Here is a 16,384-nt window from a genome sequence, read left to right as displayed (position 1 = left end):
AACTCCGGGTACCTGACCCGGCGCCTCGTCGACGTGGCGCAGGACTGCATCGTCGTCGAGGAGGATTGCCAGACGCTCGACGGGATCGGCGTGCGGGCCCTGATCGAGGGCGGCGAGATCATCGACCGGCTCGCCGACCGGATCCTCGGGCGCGTGGCGCTGGAGGACGTCTACGACGTGGAGGGAAAGCTGCTGGTCGGCGCCAACGACGAGATCACCGAGGAGGTCGCCCAGCAGATCGAGATGTCGGGGCTGGACGAGGTGAAGATCCGCTCCGTGCTGACCTGCGAGAGCAAGCGGGGGGTGTGCGCGTTCTGCTACGGACGCGACCTGGCGCGCGGGAAGATGGTGGCCATCGGGGAGGCGGTCGGGATCATCTCCGCCCAGTCGATCGGCGAGCCCGGCACGCAGCTGACGATGCGCACCTTCCACATCGGAGGCATCGCGACCGCGGGATCGGTGGCGCAGAGCTCCCACCAGTCGAAGCAGCCGGCGCGGGTGAGGTTCCAGGGGATCGTGGCGGTCCGCAACCGCGAGGGGAACCTCGTGGCGATGAACCGGAACGGGTTCCTGACGCTCCTGGACGAGAACAACCGGGAACGCGAAAAGTACCAGATCCCGTACGGAGCGGTTCTGATGGTCGGGGACGGCGAAAAGGTGAAGGAGGGGACCCGGCTCGCGGAGTGGGACCCGTACAACATCCCGATCCTCACCGAGGTCGCGGGGGAGATCAAGTTCGGGGACATCATCGAAGGCGTGACGATGCGCGAACAGGTGGACGAGGTGACCGGCCGGTCCACGCGGGTCATCGTCGAGTCGAAGGATCCCGACGCCCGTCCCCGCATCTCCCTGAAGGAGGAGGGCGGGAAGACGCGGAAGCTGCCCGGTTCCACCAGCGACGCCCGCTATCTCCTTCCGGTGGGGTCGAACATCCTGGTCGACGAGGGCCAGAAGGTCCAGGCGGGAGACATCATCGCGAAGATCCCGCGGGAGACGACCAAGACCAAGGACATCACCGGCGGCCTCCCCCGGGTGGCCGAGCTGTTCGAGGCGCGCAAGCCGAAGGAGTACGCGCTCATCTCCGAGATCGACGGCGTGGTCCGGCTGGGGAAGGACTTCAAGGGGAAGCGGAAGATCCAGGTCGTGCCGGAGGTCGGCGAGCCCCGGGAGTACACCATTCCCCGCGGGAAGCACATCACCGTGCACGACGGGGAGCGGGTGCGCGCGGGCGAGGCCCTCATGGACGGGTCGCCGAATCCGCACGACATCCTGCGCGTCCTCGGGGACAAGGAGCTCGCGCGGTTCCTGGTGAACGAGAGCCAGGAGGTGTACCGCCTCCAGGGGGTCCGGATCAACGACAAGCACATCGAGACGATCGTCCGGCAGATGCTGCGGCGCGTGAAGATCGCCGACCCGGGGGACACCGCCTTCCTCGTCGGGCAGAGCGTGGAGAAGTGGATCTTCCGCGACGAGAACGACCGGGTGAAGGCGGAGAGGAAGGGGAAGCACGCGAAGGCGGAGCCGCAGCTCCTCGGCATCACCAAGGCGTCGCTTTCGACCGAGTCGTGGATCTCCGCGGCCTCCTTCCAGGAAACGACGAAGATACTGACCGACGCGGCGGTCCACGGGAGGGTGGATTCCCTCTCCGGGCTGAAGGAGAACGTGATCATGGGGCGCCTGATCCCGGCCGGGACCGGGGGGGGGACGTACCGGGCGGTCGAGTTCGAGTCCGACGAACCGCTGATGATCGAGCCTCCTCCGGTGGTGGTCGATCCGGACGCCGACCTCCCGCGGGACGAAGAGGAAGCCAACTAGGCACCAGGGGTCTCACGGCAAGAAAGGAATTGACAGGGGCGAAATGCGTTGCTATAAAGAATACTTTCGCTCGGAAGGCCCGACAGAATAACGGAAGGGAACAGGGAATGCCCACGATCAACCAGCTTGTCCGGAAAGGGCGGGAGGCGATCGCCAACAAGAGCAACTCGCCGGCGCTCGACCGATGCCCCCAGAAGCGCGGAGTCTGCCTCCGCGTGTACACGACGACGCCGAAGAAGCCGAACTCCGCCCTCCGGAAGGTCGCGAGGGTGCGGCTCACCAACGGCGTCGAGGTCACGGTGTACATCCCGGGCGAGGGGCACAACCTGCAGGAGCACTCGGTCGTCATGATCCGGGGCGGGCGCGTCAAGGACCTCCCCGGCGTGCGGTATCACATCATCCGTGGGAAGCTGGATTCCGTTGGTGTCCAGGACAGACGGAAGTCGCGGTCGAAGTACGGTACCAAGCGACCCAAATAGCTTCCCGTATACCGGAACCGAAGTACCAGCCGTTCCCCGGCGCGTCCGCCGGGAAGGGTAAGAAAATCGGGTTTTGAAGTCCTGCCTCGCGGGACGCGAGGCGGGAAGCGCCTTGTCCGCGTTTGTCGGGCGAGGGAAAAGGCCGCAAGAGGAGGTTCTGCGCATGCCGAGGAGAGGGTTCGTATCCAAGAGGGCGGTTTCTCCCGATCCGGTGTACGGCGACGTCCTGGTCGCCAAGATGATCCACGCCGTGATGCTCCAGGGGAAGGCGCGGGTCGCGGAGAACCTCGTCTACGGATCGATGGACATCCTCAAGGAGAAGACCAAGGAGGACCCGGTCGCCGTGCTGAAGAAGGCCATCGAGAACGTGAAGCCGATGGTCGCGGTCAAGTCCCGGCGCGTCGGCGGGGCGACCTACCAGGTGCCGGTCGAGATCCGCCCGGAGCGCAGGCTCTCGCTCTCCATCCGCTGGCTGGTCGGTTACGCGCGGGACCGGGCCGAGAAGACCATGGTCCAGCGCCTCTCCGCGGAGCTGCTCGACGCCTTCAACAACCGCGGGACCACGATCAAGAAGAAGGAAGACACCCACAAGATGGCCGAGGCCAACAAGGCCTTCGCGCACTACCGCTGGTAGACCGGCGGCCAGGGAACAGGGGAAGGAACGGCACGTGTCCAGAGGAACACCGCTCGACAGGACCCGGAACATCGGGATCATGGCCCACATCGACGCCGGGAAGACCACGACCACCGAGCGGATCCTCTATTACACGGGGGTTTCGCACAAGATGGGCGAGGTCCACGACGGGACCGCCACGATGGACTGGATGGAGCAGGAGCAGGAGCGTGGGATCACCATCACGTCCGCCGCGACCACCTGCTTCTGGCGCGACCACCGCGTCAACATCATCGACACCCCCGGGCACGTGGACTTCACGATCGAGGTGGAGCGCTCGCTGCGCGTCCTCGACGGCGCGGTCGCCGTATTCTGCGCGGTGGGCGGAGTGGAGCCGCAGTCCGAGACGGTCTGGCGCCAGGCGGACAAGTACGGGGTTCCCCGCCTCGCCATGGTGAACAAGATGGACCGGACCGGCGCGGACTTCGACCGCGTCGTCCGCATGATGAAGGAGCGGCTGGCCGCCAACCCCGTTCCCATCCAGCTTCCCCTCGGCAAGGAGGACGGCTTCCGCGGGATCGTCGACCTCGTCCGGATGAAGGCGCTGGTCTGGGAGGAGGACACCCTCGGGGCCAAGTTCCACGAGGAGCCGATTCCCGCCGACATGGCCGAAGCCGTCGCCTCCGCCCGGGAGAAGCTGTGCGAGGCGGTCGCGGACGTCAACGACAAGCTGCTGGAGAAGTACCTGCTGGGCGAGGAGATCGAGGTCGGGGAGATGACCGCGGCGATCCGCCAGGCCACGATCGGGAACCGCATCACCCCCGTGGTGTGCGGAACGGCGTTCCGAAACAAGGGAGTCCAGCCGATGCTCGACGCGGTCGTCGACTACCTCCCCTCTCCGCTGGACATCCCCCCCATCGTCGGGATCAATCCCCGCGGCAACGTCGAGGCGACCCGCAAATCGGCCGACGACGAGCCGTTCGCCGCGCTCGCCTTCAAGATCATGAACGATCCGTTCGTCGGGCACCTCACCTTCATCCGCGTATACTCCGGGGTCCTGAACTCCGGGGACCACATCTACAACTCCACTCGCCAGAAGAAGGAGCGGATCGGCCGTCTTCTCAAGATGCACGCGAACAAGCGGGAGGAGATCAAGACGATCTACGCCGGCGAAATCGCCGCCGTCGTGGGGCTGAAGACCGCGTACACGGGCGACACCCTCTGCGACCAGGAGGACGAGATCATCCTCGAGTCGATCCAGGCGCCCGAGCCGGTCATCGCCATCGCCATCGAGCCGAAGACCAAGGCCGACCAGGAGCGGCTGGGTTTCTCCCTCCAGAAGCTCATGATGGAGGACCCCTCCTTCCAGGTCCGCAACGACGAGGAGACGGGGCAGACCCTCATCTCCGGGATGGGCGAGCTGCACCTCGAGATCATCGTCGACCGTCTCCTGCGGGAGTTCAAGGTCGAGGCGAACGTCGGCCGGCCGCAGGTCGCCTACCGGGAGACGGTCACGCGGGCGGCGAAGCAGGAGGGGCGGTACATCCGCCAGACCGGCGGTCGCGGGCAGTTCGGCCACGTCTGGATCACCGTGGAGCCCGGGGAAAAGGCGAAGGGGGTCGAGTTCGTCAACAAGATCGTCGGCGGATCCATCCCCCGGGAATTCATCCCGGCGGTCGAGAAGGGGATCGTCGAGGCGGCGGAGGGCGGGGTCATCGCCGGGTACCCGGTGGTCGACGTCCGGATCACCCTGATCGACGGCTCCTACCACGAGGTCGACTCCTCGGAGATGGCGTTCAAGATCGCCGGATCCATGGCGTTCAAGGCGGCGTGCCAGAACGCCGGTCCCATCCTGCTCGAGCCGGTCATGGGAGTGGAGGTGGTCTCCCCCGAGGATTTCATGGGGGACGTCATCGGGGACCTGAGCTCCCGCCGCGGCCGGATCCAGCGGATCGAGGCCCGCGGGAACACCCAGGTGATCGCCGCGCACGTCCCCCTGGCGCACATGTTCGGGTACGCCACCGACCTGCGCTCGAAGACCCAGGGACGGGCGACCTACACCATGCAGTTCGACCATTACGAGGCGGCGCCCCAATCGGTCAGCGAGGAAGTGATCGCGAAGGTAAAGGGCGCCTAACCAGCGGGGAGGAGGGACGCACATGTCCAAGCAGAAGTTCGAGCGCACGAAGCCTCACGTGAACGTGGGTACGATCGGCCACGTGGATCACGGGAAGACGACGTTGACCGCGGCGATCACGAAGGTGCTGGCCGCCCGCGGGATGGCGGATTTCGTGGCGTTCGACCAGATCGACAAGGCTCCGGAGGAGCGTGAGCGCGGGATCACGATCGCGACGGCGCACGTGGAGTACCAGACGAAGTCGCGTCATTACGCGCACGTGGACTGTCCGGGCCACGCCGACTACATCAAGAACATGATCACGGGCGCGGCGCAGATGGACGGCGCGATCCTGGTGGTATCGGCGGCGGACGGTCCGATGCCTCAGACGCGGGAGCACATCCTGCTGGCGCGCCAGGTGGGGGTTCCGTACATCGTGGTGTTCATGAACAAGGTGGACATGGTGGACGATCCGGAGTTGCTGGACCTGGTGGAGCTGGAGGTCCGGGAGCTGCTGAGCAAGTACGAGTTTCCCGGGGACAAGACCCCGATCATCCGCGGCGCGGCGACGAAGGCGCTGGCGTGCGGTTGCGGGAAGGACGACTGCAAGGATTGCAAGTGCATCCACGAGCTGATGGCGGCGGTGGACTCGTACATTCCGACTCCGGAGCGTGCGATCGACAAGCCGTTCCTGATGGCGGTGGAGGACGTCTTCTCGATCTCGGGCCGCGGGACGGTGGTGACCGGCCGTGTGGAGCGCGGGGTGGTGAAGGTCGGGGACGAGGTGGAGATCATCGGGTTGCGGGACACGCAGAAGACGGTCGCGACGGGCGTGGAGATGTTCCGGAAGCTTCTGGACCAGGGCCAGGCGGGGGACAACATCGGGGTTCTGCTGCGCGGGACGAAGAAGGACGACGTGGAGCGCGGGCAGGTTCTGGCGAAGCCGGGTTCGATCACGCCGCACAAGAAGTTCAAGGCGTCGGCGTACATCCTGACGAAGGAAGAGGGGGGGCGCCACACGCCGTTCTTCAACGGGTACCGTCCGCAGTGATGCCGGGGGACAACATCCAGATGTCGGTGGAGCTGATCACCCCGGTGGCGATGGAGAAGGAGCTGCGGTTCGCGATCCGCGAGGGCGGCCGCACCGTGGGCGCCGGAGTCGTCGCGGAAATCGTGGAATAGGCAAGGGTCCAAGGGGAGGAACCGGACATGAGGGACATCATCACCCTGGCGTGCGCCGACTGCAAGAACCGGAACTACACGACCACGAAGAACAAGAAGACCACGCCCGACAAACTGGAGCTCAGGAAATATTGCCCCGCCTGCCGCAAGCACACGGCGCACAAGGAGACCAAGTAGAAGGCGAGGGGGCGAAGGCCAGTAGCTCTAACGGCTAGAGCAGCGGACTCCAAATCCGCGGGTTGGGGGTTCGAATCCCTCCTGGCCTGCCATCCCTTTTCCGGACACGGGAGCGATTCGAGACGATGGCGAAGTCGATAAAAGACAGGTTGCTGGAACGCTTGCCGGGGACCCGCACCGCTTCCGACGAAGGGCGCGCGGGCGCCTCCGTCGGGTTCGCGCAGAAGGTGTCGGGATTCCTCCAGGAGTTCCGGACGGAAATGAAGAAGGTGACGTGGCCGGGGCGCAAGGACACGGCGTCCTCCACGGCCGTGGTCATCGTGACGGTGCTCATCATCGTGGCGTTCCTGGGGCTGGTGGACTTCGCCCTCGGGAAGATCGTCCACTCCGTCCTGAGTTACTAACCCTCCCAAGAGGAAATGATGGCGAAACAGTGGTTCGTGGTCCATACCTATTCGGGGTATGAGAAAAAAGTCAGGGAGTCGCTCCTGAACCGCATCGCCACGGAGGGGATGCAGGAACGGTTCGGCGACGTGCTGATCTCGGCCGAGACGGTCGTGGAGATGAAGAAGGGGAAGAAGAAGACCGGGACCCGGAGCTTCTTCCCGGGGTACCTCCTCGTCAACATGGATCTGGACGAGTCGACGTGGCACCTGGTCCGCCACACGCCGAAGGTGACCGGTTTCGTGGGAGGGCAGAACCCCGCCCCCATTCCGGAGACCGAGGTCGAGGACATCAAGTCGCAGATGGTCGAGGGGAGGCTGAAACCGAAGCCGAAGATCACCTTCTCCGAGGGGGAGAACGTGCGGGTGGTCGACGGTCCGTTCTCGAACTTCAGCGGCACGGTGGACAGCATCAAGCCCGACAAGGGGAAGGTGGTCGTCCTCGTGTCCATCTTCGGCCGCGCGACGCCGGTCGAACTCGACTTCACCCAGGTGGAAAAAGCGTAAGGAGAAGCCATGGCGAAGAAGATCGTTGCCCAGATCAAGCTGCAGATCGTCGCGGGGAAGGCGAACCCGTCGCCCCCCGTCGGCCCCGCCCTGGGGCAGCACGGGGTGAACATCATGGAATTCTGCAAATCCTTCAACGCCAAGACGGCGTCCCAGGAGGGAATGGTCATCCCCGTCGTGATCACGGTGTTCGCCGACCGGTCGTTCACCTTCATCACGAAAACGCCGCCGGCCTCGGTGCTGCTGCTGAAGGCCGCGGGGCTCGAGAAGGGGAGCAAGACCCCCAAGCGGGAGAAGTGCGGGAAGATCTCCCGGGACAAGGTCGAGGAGATCGCGAAGCTCAAGATGGTGGACCTGGACGTCAAGGACCTCGCGGCGGCGATCAAGACCGTCGAGGGCACGGCCCGCAGCATGGGCCTCGACGTCGTCTGACGCGGCAGGACGGTTCGACACGACATGGGCCCGCCGGCACGGCGCGGGCCGGAAGGGAGGGGGAAATGCCGAAACACGGGAAAAAGTACCTGGAAGCACGGGGCAAGGTGAACAGGGAGGCAAAGTACTCTCTCGACGAAGCGCTGGCCCTCCTGAAGGATACGGCCAAGGCGAAATTCGACGAGACGGTGGAAGTCGCGATGCGGCTGGGAGTGGACCCGAAGTACCCGGACCAGCAGGTCCGGGGATCGGTGGTCCTGCCCCACGGGACGGGAAAGAGCCTTCGTGTCCTCGTGTTCGCCAAGGGGGAGAAGGAGAAGGAGGCCCTGGAGGCGGGAGCGGATTTCGCCGGAAGCGACGACCTGGTGGCGAAGATCCAGGGCGGGTGGCTCGACTTCGACAAGGCGGTCGCCACGCCCGACATGATGGGCGCGGTCGGGAAGATCGGAAAGCTGCTGGGGCCCCGCGGGCTCATGCCGAATCCGAAGGTGGGAACCGTCACCTTCGACGTGGCGAGGGCGGTCCGCGAGCTCAAGGGCGGCAAGGTGGAGTTCCGGGTCGACCAGACCGCCACGCTACACGCCGGGATCGGGAAGGTGAGCTTCGGCCCCGACAGGATCCGGGAGAATTTCCAGACCTTTTTCGATGCGATCATGAAGGCGAAGCCGTCGGGCGCCAAGGGGACCTACATCCGGACGCTGTCGCTGTCGACGACGATGGGCCCCGGGATCCGCTTGAACACCAGCGCGCTGGTTGCTGCGAAGTAGTCGCTCTTTACATACGGAAACGTCCTTTGTCAAAGACCGCGGGTTCGCCGGAAGGCGACCAAGGGGGCGAAAGGCCACGGCCTTCGCCCGTCCTGCGCAGACAAGGGAGAGCCGGCGGTCCGGGAACCGGAAGGATCCCTTCTCTTCGCCGCGCCTTCCTCCTTTGACGGGGGTTTCGTCGTTACAGACCAAATCTTTCTCTTAGGGAAAGGGGGAAACGGACGCGGTGAAGAAAACGAGCAAGACGGAAAGCGTGGAAGCGTTGAAAGCCGTCATCGCGGCGCAGCGCGGGGCGGTGGTCGCGGAATACCGCGGGATGACGGTATCCGAGATGACGGCCCTCCGGAGGAAGCTCCGGGAGGTCAACGCGGAGTTCCGGGTGGTCAAGAACACCCTGATCCGGCGGGCCGCGGAGGGGACCCCGTTCGGGGCGCTCTCCGGGAACTTCAAGGGCCCGACGGCGGTGGCGTTCGCGCACGGAGACCCCGTCGCGTTGGCCAAGGCCATGAAGGAGTACGCCGCCGGGAGCCCGAAGGTCACCCTTCGCGCGGGGTACCTCGACGGAAAGGCGCTGACGCCGGCGGAGGTGCAGGCGCTGGCCGACGTTCCGTCCCGGCAGGTGCTGCTCTCCCGGCTGGTCGGCGGACTCTCCTCGCCGCTCTCCCGCCTCGCGCAGGCACTCTCCGGCCCCCAGCGCAAGCTGGTGTACGCGCTGGAGTCCATCCGCAAGCAGAAATCATAAACATTCCCAAGGAGGAATAGAAGGAAATGGCTGCCATGAACAAGGAAGAATTCATCGCGATGGTGGAAGGGATGACCGTTCTGGAACTGCACGAGATCGTGAAGGCGCTCGAGGACCGGTTCGGCGTGACGGCGGCGGCTCCGGTCGCATTCGCCGCGGCCGGAGCGGCGCCCGGCGCGGCGGCCGCCGTGGCCGAGGAGAAGACGGAGTTCGACGTCGTCCTCACCGGGTTCGGCGCCAACAAGATCCAGGTGATCAAGGTCGTCCGCGAGCTGACCGGCCTGGGGCTCAAGGAGGCCAAGGACCTGGTCGAGGGCGTGCCGAAGCCGCTCAAGGAAGGCGTGGCCAAGAAGGACGCGGAGGAGATGAAGAAGAAGATCGAGGATGTCGGGGGGTCGGCGGAAGTGAAGTGATCGCCGCGCAAGGGACGAAGAAACCGCGGGGGGCGGTTGCCGCCCCCCGCCTCACTCATAGCTCTACCCCCGGGGTGACACGATGGCCTATCTGGATTACCGGAACCACGTAAAGCGCGTCGACTTCTCGAAGAACGAGAAGGTGCAGGAGATACCGAACCTGATCGAGGTGCAGCAGGAGTCGTACCTCGAATTCCTCCAGGCGGACGCATCGTCCGAAAAACGCAAGGATATCGGCCTTCAGGCCGTATTCAAGGGGATCTTCCCCATTGCGGACTACAACGGCCGCGCCTCCCTCGAGTTCCTCTCCTACGCCATCGGAGAGCCGAAGTGGTCGGAGGAGGAGTGCCGCGAACGGGGGATGACGTACGCCGCCCCCATCAAGGTCACGGTGCAGCTGGTGATCTTCGACGTGGACGAGAAGACCACGGCGCGGACCATCCGGGACGTCAAGGAGCAGGAGGTCTTCTTCGGGGAGATCCCGCTCATGTCGGAGCGTGCGACCTTCATCATCAACGGGACCGAGCGGGTGATCGTCAGCCAGCTCCACCGGTCCCCCGGCGTCTTCTTCGAGCACGACAAGGGGCGTTCCCACGCTTCGGGCAAGGTCCTTTTCTCCGCGCGGATCATTCCGTACCGCGGGTCGTGGCTCGACTTCGAGTTCGACCACAAGGACCAGCTCTTCATCAAGATCGACCGCAAGCGGAAGTTCCCCATCGCGGTTCTCCTGCGGGCCTTCGGCCGGAGCACCGAGGAACTGCTGCGCACCTTCTACGACGTGGAGGAGATCGACCTCGAGGGTGACCGGTACTCCAAGGAGTTCCGACCCGAGCTGATGGTCGGGCTCAAGCTGCCGGTCGAGGTGCGCCACCCCGAACGCACCGCGGAGATCGCGTTCAAAAAGGGCGCGAAGATCTCGAAGAAGCGGGTCGAGCGGTTCGCGCGCGAAGGGGTTGCCTTCGGGAGGATATCCCTCCCGCTGGAGGACCTCGCGGGCAAGGTGGTCGTCTCCGACGTGGCCGATCCGGCCACCGGCGAGATCCTGCTCGAGTGCGCGCAGCAGATCACGGAGGAGTCCCTCGGGAAGCTCCGCGAGAAGAAGGTGCGCAAGGTGTCGGTGTTCACCCTGGAAAACACCGACCGGGCGATCTGGGAGGGGCTGGTCACCGACAAGATACGGACCCGCGAGGAGGCGCTGAAGGAGATCTACAAGAAGATGCGCCCGGGCGACCCGCCGACCAAGGACGCGGCGGATTCGCTCTTCACGAACATGTTCTTCAACCCGGAACGGTACAGCCTGTCCCGGGTGGGCCGCCTCAAGCTGAACCACAAGCTCGGGATCACCGGGGACGACCTCGGGAACACCGTGCTCACGCAGGAGGACATCCTGCGCGTCATCCGCTACCTCATCGGGCTGAAGAACGGCGTCGGAGAGGCGGACGACATCGACAACCTGGGAAACCGCCGCGTCCGGACCGTCGGGGAGCTGATCGAGAACCAGTTCCGGATGGGCCTCGTCCGGGTGGAGCGCGCGATCCGGGAGAAGATGGGGCTGCAGGACATCGAGACGCTGATGCCCCACGACATCATCAACGCGAAGCCGGTTTCCGCGGTGATCAAGGAGTTCTTCGGGTCGTCGCAGCTGTCCCAGTTCATGGACCAGACCAACCCCCTCTCGGAAGTCACGCACAAGCGCCGCGTCTCCGCGCTGGGGCCGGGAGGGTTGACCCGCGAACGGGCGGGATTCGAGGTGCGGGACGTCCATCCGACCCATTACGGCCGGATCTGCCCGATCGAGACCCCGGAAGGCCCGAACATCGGTCTGATCGCGTCGCTGTCGACCTTCGCCCGCATCAACGAGTTCGGGTTCATCGAGACGCCGTACCGGGTCGTGAAGGATTCCACGGTGACGAAGGAGATCGTGTTCCTTTCGGCGATGGAGGAGGAGCGGCACGTCATCGCGCAGGCGAACGCCGCCGTCGACGCGAAGAAGGGGAAGTTCCTGCAGGACGTCGTGATCGCGCGGCAGGGGGGGGAGTTCGCGATGGTGCGCTCCGCCGACGTCACCCTGATGGACGTCTCCCCGAACCAGCTGGTCTCGGTCGCCGCCTCCCTCATCCCGTTCCTGGAGCACGACGACGCGAACCGGGCCCTCATGGGGTCCAACATGCAGCGGCAGGCGGTCCCCCTCCTTCGCACCGAACCGCCGTTCGTGGGCACCGGGATGGAAGCGGTGGTCGCGAGGGATTCCGGCGCCGCCGTCGCGGCCCGCCGCAACGGCACGGTCGAGTCGGTCGACGCGCGCAGGATCGTGGTCCGGTCGGAAGAGCCGGACAGCCAGGGGAAGTACGGCGCCGACATCTACACCCTGGTCAAGTTCCGCCGCTCCAACCAGAACACGTGCATCAACCAGAAGCCGATCGTCAGCCTCGGCCAGAAGGTCGCCGCCGGGGAGGTGATCGCGGACGGCCCGGCGACCAGCGACGGGGAGCTTTCCCTCGGCCGGAACGTGCTGGTCGCCTTCATGCCCTGGGGCGGGTACAACTTCGAGGACTCCATCCTCATCTCCGAGAAGATCGTCAAGGAGGACATCTTCACCTCGATCCACATCGAGGAGTTCGAGTGCGTCGCGCGGGAGACCAAGCTCGGCAAGGAGGAGATCTCCGCGGACATCCCGAACATCAGCGAGGAGTCGCTGAAGGACCTGGACGAGAGCGGCATCATCCGGATCGGCGCACGCGTGAAGCCGATGGACATCCTGGTCGGCAAGGTCACTCCCAAGGGCGAGACGCAGCTCTCCCCGGAGGAGAAGCTGCTGCGGGCGATCTTCGGGGACAAGGCGGGGGACGTGAAGGATTCGTCGCTCCGCGTGCCGCCGGGGATCGAGGGGATCGTCATCGACGCCAAGGTGTTCACCCGGAAGGGGGGCGAGAAGGACGATCGCGCCCAGATGCTGGAAGAGCGCGAGCTCGACCGGCTTCTCCGGGACCAGGAGGACGAGATCCGGATCATCCTCGAGTCCGCCTACGCGAAGATGAAGCCGCTGATCCTCGGAAAGACCTCCGCCGTGCGGATCGTCACGGAGGACAAGACCGAGATCCTGCTGGCGAAGAAGAAGAGGATCACGGAAGAGGTCCTCGAGGAGATCCCGAAGGACCGCTGGGCCGAGATCGGCGTCGAGGAGGACCCGGGCCTGAAGGACCTCCTGTCCGACAAGTACCGCGTCGCCCTCGACCAGGTGGGGGTCGTGAAGGCGCTGTTCGACGAGAAGATCTCCCGGGTCCGTCGGGGCGACGAGCTTCCTCCCGGCGTGCTCAAGATGGTGAAGGTGTACGTCGCCATGAAGCGGAAGCTTTCGGTGGGCGACAAGATGGCGGGCCGCCACGGGAACAAGGGGGTCATCTCGCGGATCCTCCCCGAGGAGGACATGCCGTACACCGCCTCCGGGGCGCCGGTCGACATTGTGCTCAATCCGCTCGGCGTCCCCTCCCGGATGAACGTCGGGCAGATCATGGAGGCGCACCTCGGGTGGGCCGCCAAGGGGCTGGGGGAGCAGATCCAGCGGATGATGGAGAAGGATTTCAGCGCCAGGGCCATGCGGGACTGGCTCCTCAAGATCTACAACTCGGAGCGGTTCCGGTCGTACCTGGACAACCTGTCCGACGACGAGGTCCGCGAAGTCGCCGTCCGGATGGGCAACGGGGTCTTCCTCGCCTCGCCGGTCTTCAGCGGCGCGACGGAAGGGGAGATCCGGGACTACCTCAACTTCGCCGGGTTCCCGGAAAACGGCCAGACGGTCCTGTACGACGGCCGCACCGGGATCTCGTTCCAGCAGCCGGTGACCATCGGGTCGATGTACATGCTCAAGCTGCACCACCTGGTGGACGACAAGATCCACGCCCGGTCGACGGGGCCGTACTCGCTCGTCACCCAGCAGCCGCTCGGAGGGAAGGCGCAGTTCGGGGGGCAGCGTCTCGGCGAGATGGAAGTCTGGGCGCTGGAGGCGTACGGAGCGGCGTACACGCTGCAGGAGTTCCTGACCGTCAAGTCGGACGACGTGCCCGAGTCGTTCAACGTCCTGATCAAGGAGCTCCAGGCGCTGGGGCTGGACGTCGAGCTCATCAGCGAGGAAAACCAGTAGGCAACCCCTTTTCGAAGGGACCAGATACCGGGAGGCATTCGTGGAAGACCTCTTCACCCGAGCCGAAAAGCCGAAGGATCCCCTCTATTTTTCCGGGATCCGCATATCGATCGCGTCCCCCGAGCAGATCCGCAAATGGTCGCACGGGGAGGTCAAGAAACCGGAGACGCTGAACTACCGCACCTTCAAGCCCGAGCGGGACGGCCTGTTCTGCGCGAAGATCTTCGGGCCCATCAAGGACTACGAGTGCAACTGCGGCAAGTACAAGCGGATGAAGCACCGCGGGATCGTCTGCGAGAAGTGCGGCGTGGAGGTCATCCAGTCGAAGGTCCGGCGCGAGCGGATGGGGCACATCGAGCTCGCGTCCCCCGTGGCCCACATCTGGTTCCTGAAGAGCCTGCCGAGCCGGATCGCGACCATCCTCGACATGCCGATGAAGGACGTCGAGGCGGTCATCTACTTCGAGAAGTACATCGTCATCGACCCGTGGGAGACCGACGTCCAGAAGCAGGAGATCCTCTCCGAGGGGAAGTACCGCGAGAAGGTCGAGGAGTTCCGCGAGAAGTTCAAGGGCGACAAGGAAAAGCTAGAGCTGCTGAAGGAGCGTTTCCGCGTCGGCATGGGGGCGGAGGCGATCAAGGTCCTCCTCTCCGAGCTTTCCCTCGACAAGCTGTCGGAGGCGCTCCGGAAGGAGATGTCCGACACCGCCTCCGAGGCGAAGAAGAAGAAGGTCTCCAAGCGCCTCAAGATCGTCGAGGCGTTCCGCGACAGCGAGCAGCGGCCGGAGTGGATGGTCCAGGACGTGATCCCGGTCCTCCCTCCGGACCTGCGTCCCCTGGTCCCGCTGGACGGCGGCCGTTTCGCCACCTCGGACCTGAACGACCTGTACCGGCGCGTGATCAACCGGAACAACCGCCTGAAGCGCCTGCTCGACCTGTCGGCCCCGGAGATCATCATCCGGAACGAGAAGCGGAGGCTGCAGGAGGCGGTCGACGCCCTCTTCGACAACGGCCGCCGCGGCAAGCTCATCACCGGTTCGAACAAGCGGCCGCTGAAATCGCTCTCCGACATGCTGAAGGGCAAGGGCGGCCGGTTCCGCCAGAACCTCCTCGGCAAGCGGGTCGACTACTCGGGACGCTCCGTGATCGTCGTCGGGCCGGAGCTCAAGCTCCACCAGTGCGGACTTCCCAAGAAGATGGCGCTCGAGCTGTTCAAGCCGTTCATCTTCAACAAGCTCGAGGAAGCCGGCCACGCCACCACCATCAAGCAGGCCAAGAAGATGGTGGAGAAGGAGAAGCGGGAGGTCTGGGACGCCCTCGACGAGGTCATCCGGCAGCTTCCCGTCATGCTGAACCGCGCTCCGACGCTCCACCGGCTCGGGGTCCAGGCGTTCGAGCCGGTCCTCATCGAGGGGAAGGCGATCCAGCTCCACCCGCTGGTCTGCTTCGCGTTCAACGCGGATTTCGACGGGGACCAGATGGCCGTCCACGTCCCGCTGTCCATCGAGGCGCAGATGGAGGCGCGTGTCCTCATGATGTCCACGAACAACATCCTCTCCCCGGCGCACGGGAAACCGGTCATCGGCCCCTCGCAGGACATCGTGCTGGGGATCTACTACCTCACCCGCCTCCGCGAGGGGCGCAAGGGGGAGGGGAAGGTGTTCTCCGGCCCCGAGGAGGTCCGCATCGCGTACGACGACGGGGCGGTGGAGCTCCAGGCCTCGATCAAGGTCCGGATCGGGGGGAAGACGCTCGACACCACCGTCGGCCGGGTCCTCCTGTACGAGGTCGTGCCGAAGGAAGTGCCGTTCGACTACGTGAACAAGCTGATGAAGAAGAAGGACCTGGCGGAGCTGATCGACGTCACCTACCGGAACTGCGGCCAGAAGGCGACGGTCATCCTCGCGGACCAGCTGAAGAACACCGGATTCCACTACGCGACGCTCTCCGGGATCTCCATCAGCATCAAGGACATGGTGATCCCCTCGAGCAAGAAGTCGATCCTCGACAAGGCGTCCGACGACCTGGGAAAGGTCATCAACGAGCACGTCGAGGGGCTCATCACCCCCGGAGAACGGTACAACAAGGTCGTCGACATCTGGTCCGCCGCCACCGAGCGCATCGCCAAGGAGATGCTCAAGGAGATGGGGACCGAGGCGATGAAGGGGAAGGACGGGAAGGACCGCAAGGTCCAGAGCTTCAACCCGATCTACATGATGGCCGATTCCGGCGCGCGCGGATCCGACAAGCAGATGATGCAGCTGGCCGGCATGCGCGGCCTCATGGCCAAGCCGTCGGGGGAGATCATCGAGACGCCGATCCGCTCGAACTTCCGCGAGGGGCTCTCCGTGGGCGAGTACTTCATCTCCACCCACGGCGCCCGGAAAGGACTGGCGGACACGGCCTTGAAGACGGCGAACTCCGGGTACCTGACCCGGCGCCTCGTCGACGTGGCGCAGGACTGCATCGTCGTCGAGGAGGATTGCCAGACGCTCGACGGGATCGGCGTGCGGGCCCTGATCGAGGGCGGCGAGATCATCGACCGGCTCGCCGACCGG

General features: G+C 65.2%; 13 protein-coding genes, 1 tRNA gene and 1 pseudogene. All 15 read left to right on the top strand.

Translation table 11 applies throughout. The annotated features are described in order from the left end of the window. The coding region (locus tag HZB86_09385) for a DNA-directed RNA polymerase subunit beta' (protein ID MBI5905742.1) at positions 1-1,815 on the top strand (1,815 nt) is incomplete at its 5' end. 107 nt (positions 1,816-1,922) lie between these two features. Continuing rightward, a complete protein-coding gene (locus HZB86_09380) occupies positions 1,923-2,294 on the top strand; it encodes a 30S ribosomal protein S12 (protein ID MBI5905741.1) in 372 nt (123 codons plus the stop codon). Positions 2,295-2,457: 163 nt separating this feature from the next. After that, positions 2,458-2,928, top strand: coding sequence for a 30S ribosomal protein S7 (rpsG, locus tag HZB86_09375; GenBank protein ID MBI5905740.1), 471 nt, complete (start codon positions 2,458-2,460; stop codon positions 2,926-2,928). A 34-nt stretch (positions 2,929-2,962) separates the two neighbouring features. Continuing rightward, a complete protein-coding gene (gene fusA, locus HZB86_09370) occupies positions 2,963-5,044 on the top strand; it encodes an elongation factor G (GenBank protein ID MBI5905739.1) in 2,082 nt (693 codons plus the stop codon). 22 nt (positions 5,045-5,066) lie between these two features. After that, positions 5,067-6,205 (top strand): annotated as a pseudogene (tuf, locus tag HZB86_09365) (elongation factor Tu). A gap of 27 nt (positions 6,206-6,232) precedes the next feature. Then, entirely contained in the window at positions 6,233-6,382 is a 150-nt protein-coding gene (gene rpmG / locus HZB86_09360; GenBank protein ID MBI5905738.1) for a 50S ribosomal protein L33, read from the top strand. 15 nt (positions 6,383-6,397) lie between these two features. After that, positions 6,398-6,474: transfer RNA gene (locus tag HZB86_09355), tRNA-Trp, on the top strand. 33 nt (positions 6,475-6,507) lie between these two features. Beyond that, positions 6,508-6,786, top strand: a complete 279-nt coding sequence (gene secE / locus HZB86_09350) for a preprotein translocase subunit SecE (protein ID MBI5905737.1) — start codon at positions 6,508-6,510, stop codon at positions 6,784-6,786. A gap of 18 nt (positions 6,787-6,804) precedes the next feature. Continuing rightward, positions 6,805-7,332 carry a transcription termination/antitermination protein NusG gene (gene nusG, locus HZB86_09345; GenBank protein MBI5905736.1) on the top strand — a complete coding sequence of 176 codons (528 nt, stop codon included), beginning with the start codon at positions 6,805-6,807 and terminating at the stop codon, positions 7,330-7,332. Between the two features lie 9 nt (positions 7,333-7,341). Beyond that, the gene (gene rplK, locus HZB86_09340) at positions 7,342-7,764 is read left to right on the top strand and encodes a 50S ribosomal protein L11 (protein MBI5905735.1); all 423 of its coding nucleotides are present in this window, start codon (positions 7,342-7,344) and stop codon (positions 7,762-7,764) included. Positions 7,765-7,829: 65 nt separating this feature from the next. Continuing rightward, positions 7,830-8,531, top strand: coding sequence for a 50S ribosomal protein L1 (locus tag HZB86_09335; GenBank protein ID MBI5905734.1), 702 nt, complete (start codon positions 7,830-7,832; stop codon positions 8,529-8,531). Positions 8,532-8,757: 226 nt separating this feature from the next. Next, a complete protein-coding gene (gene rplJ, locus HZB86_09330; protein MBI5905733.1) occupies positions 8,758-9,273 on the top strand; it encodes a 50S ribosomal protein L10 in 516 nt (171 codons plus the stop codon). Positions 9,274-9,308: 35 nt separating this feature from the next. Continuing rightward, positions 9,309-9,686 (top strand): 50S ribosomal protein L7/L12, encoded by a 378-nt coding sequence (gene rplL / locus HZB86_09325; GenBank protein ID MBI5905732.1) that lies wholly within the window; start codon positions 9,309-9,311, stop codon positions 9,684-9,686. Positions 9,687-9,768: 82 nt separating this feature from the next. After that, a complete protein-coding gene (rpoB, locus tag HZB86_09320) occupies positions 9,769-13,827 on the top strand; it encodes a DNA-directed RNA polymerase subunit beta (GenBank protein ID MBI5905731.1) in 4,059 nt (1,352 codons plus the stop codon). A 40-nt stretch (positions 13,828-13,867) separates the two neighbouring features. Next, a partial coding sequence (gene rpoC / locus HZB86_09315) for a DNA-directed RNA polymerase subunit beta' (protein ID MBI5905730.1) occupies positions 13,868-16,384 on the top strand: 2,517 nt, incomplete at its 3' end.

The sequence above is a fragment of the Deltaproteobacteria bacterium genome (assembly GCA_016234845.1).
In the GTDB taxonomy this organism is placed as follows: domain Bacteria; phylum Desulfobacterota; class Deferrimicrobia; order Deferrimicrobiales; family Deferrimicrobiaceae; genus JACRNP01.
The sequence above is the reverse complement of the archived record's forward strand: the minus strand, read 5'-3'. Positions and strand labels throughout refer to the sequence as shown.

Coding starts and splice junctions, on each gene's coding strand:
- HZB86_09380 (MBI5905741.1), top strand. CDS start 1,923: ATGCCCACGATCAACCAGCTTGTCCGGAAAGGGCGGGAGGCGATCGCC.
- rpsG (MBI5905740.1), top strand. CDS start 2,458: ATGCCGAGGAGAGGGTTCGTATCCAAGAGGGCGGTTTCTCCCGATCCG.
- rpmG (MBI5905738.1), top strand. CDS start 6,233: ATGAGGGACATCATCACCCTGGCGTGCGCCGACTGCAAGAACCGGAAC.
- secE (MBI5905737.1), top strand. CDS start 6,508: ATGGCGAAGTCGATAAAAGACAGGTTGCTGGAACGCTTGCCGGGGACC.
- nusG (MBI5905736.1), top strand. CDS start 6,805: ATGGCGAAACAGTGGTTCGTGGTCCATACCTATTCGGGGTATGAGAAA.
- rplK (MBI5905735.1), top strand. CDS start 7,342: ATGGCGAAGAAGATCGTTGCCCAGATCAAGCTGCAGATCGTCGCGGGG.
- HZB86_09335 (MBI5905734.1), top strand. CDS start 7,830: ATGCCGAAACACGGGAAAAAGTACCTGGAAGCACGGGGCAAGGTGAAC.
- rplL (MBI5905732.1), top strand. CDS start 9,309: ATGAACAAGGAAGAATTCATCGCGATGGTGGAAGGGATGACCGTTCTG.
- rpoB (MBI5905731.1), top strand. CDS start 9,769: ATGGCCTATCTGGATTACCGGAACCACGTAAAGCGCGTCGACTTCTCG.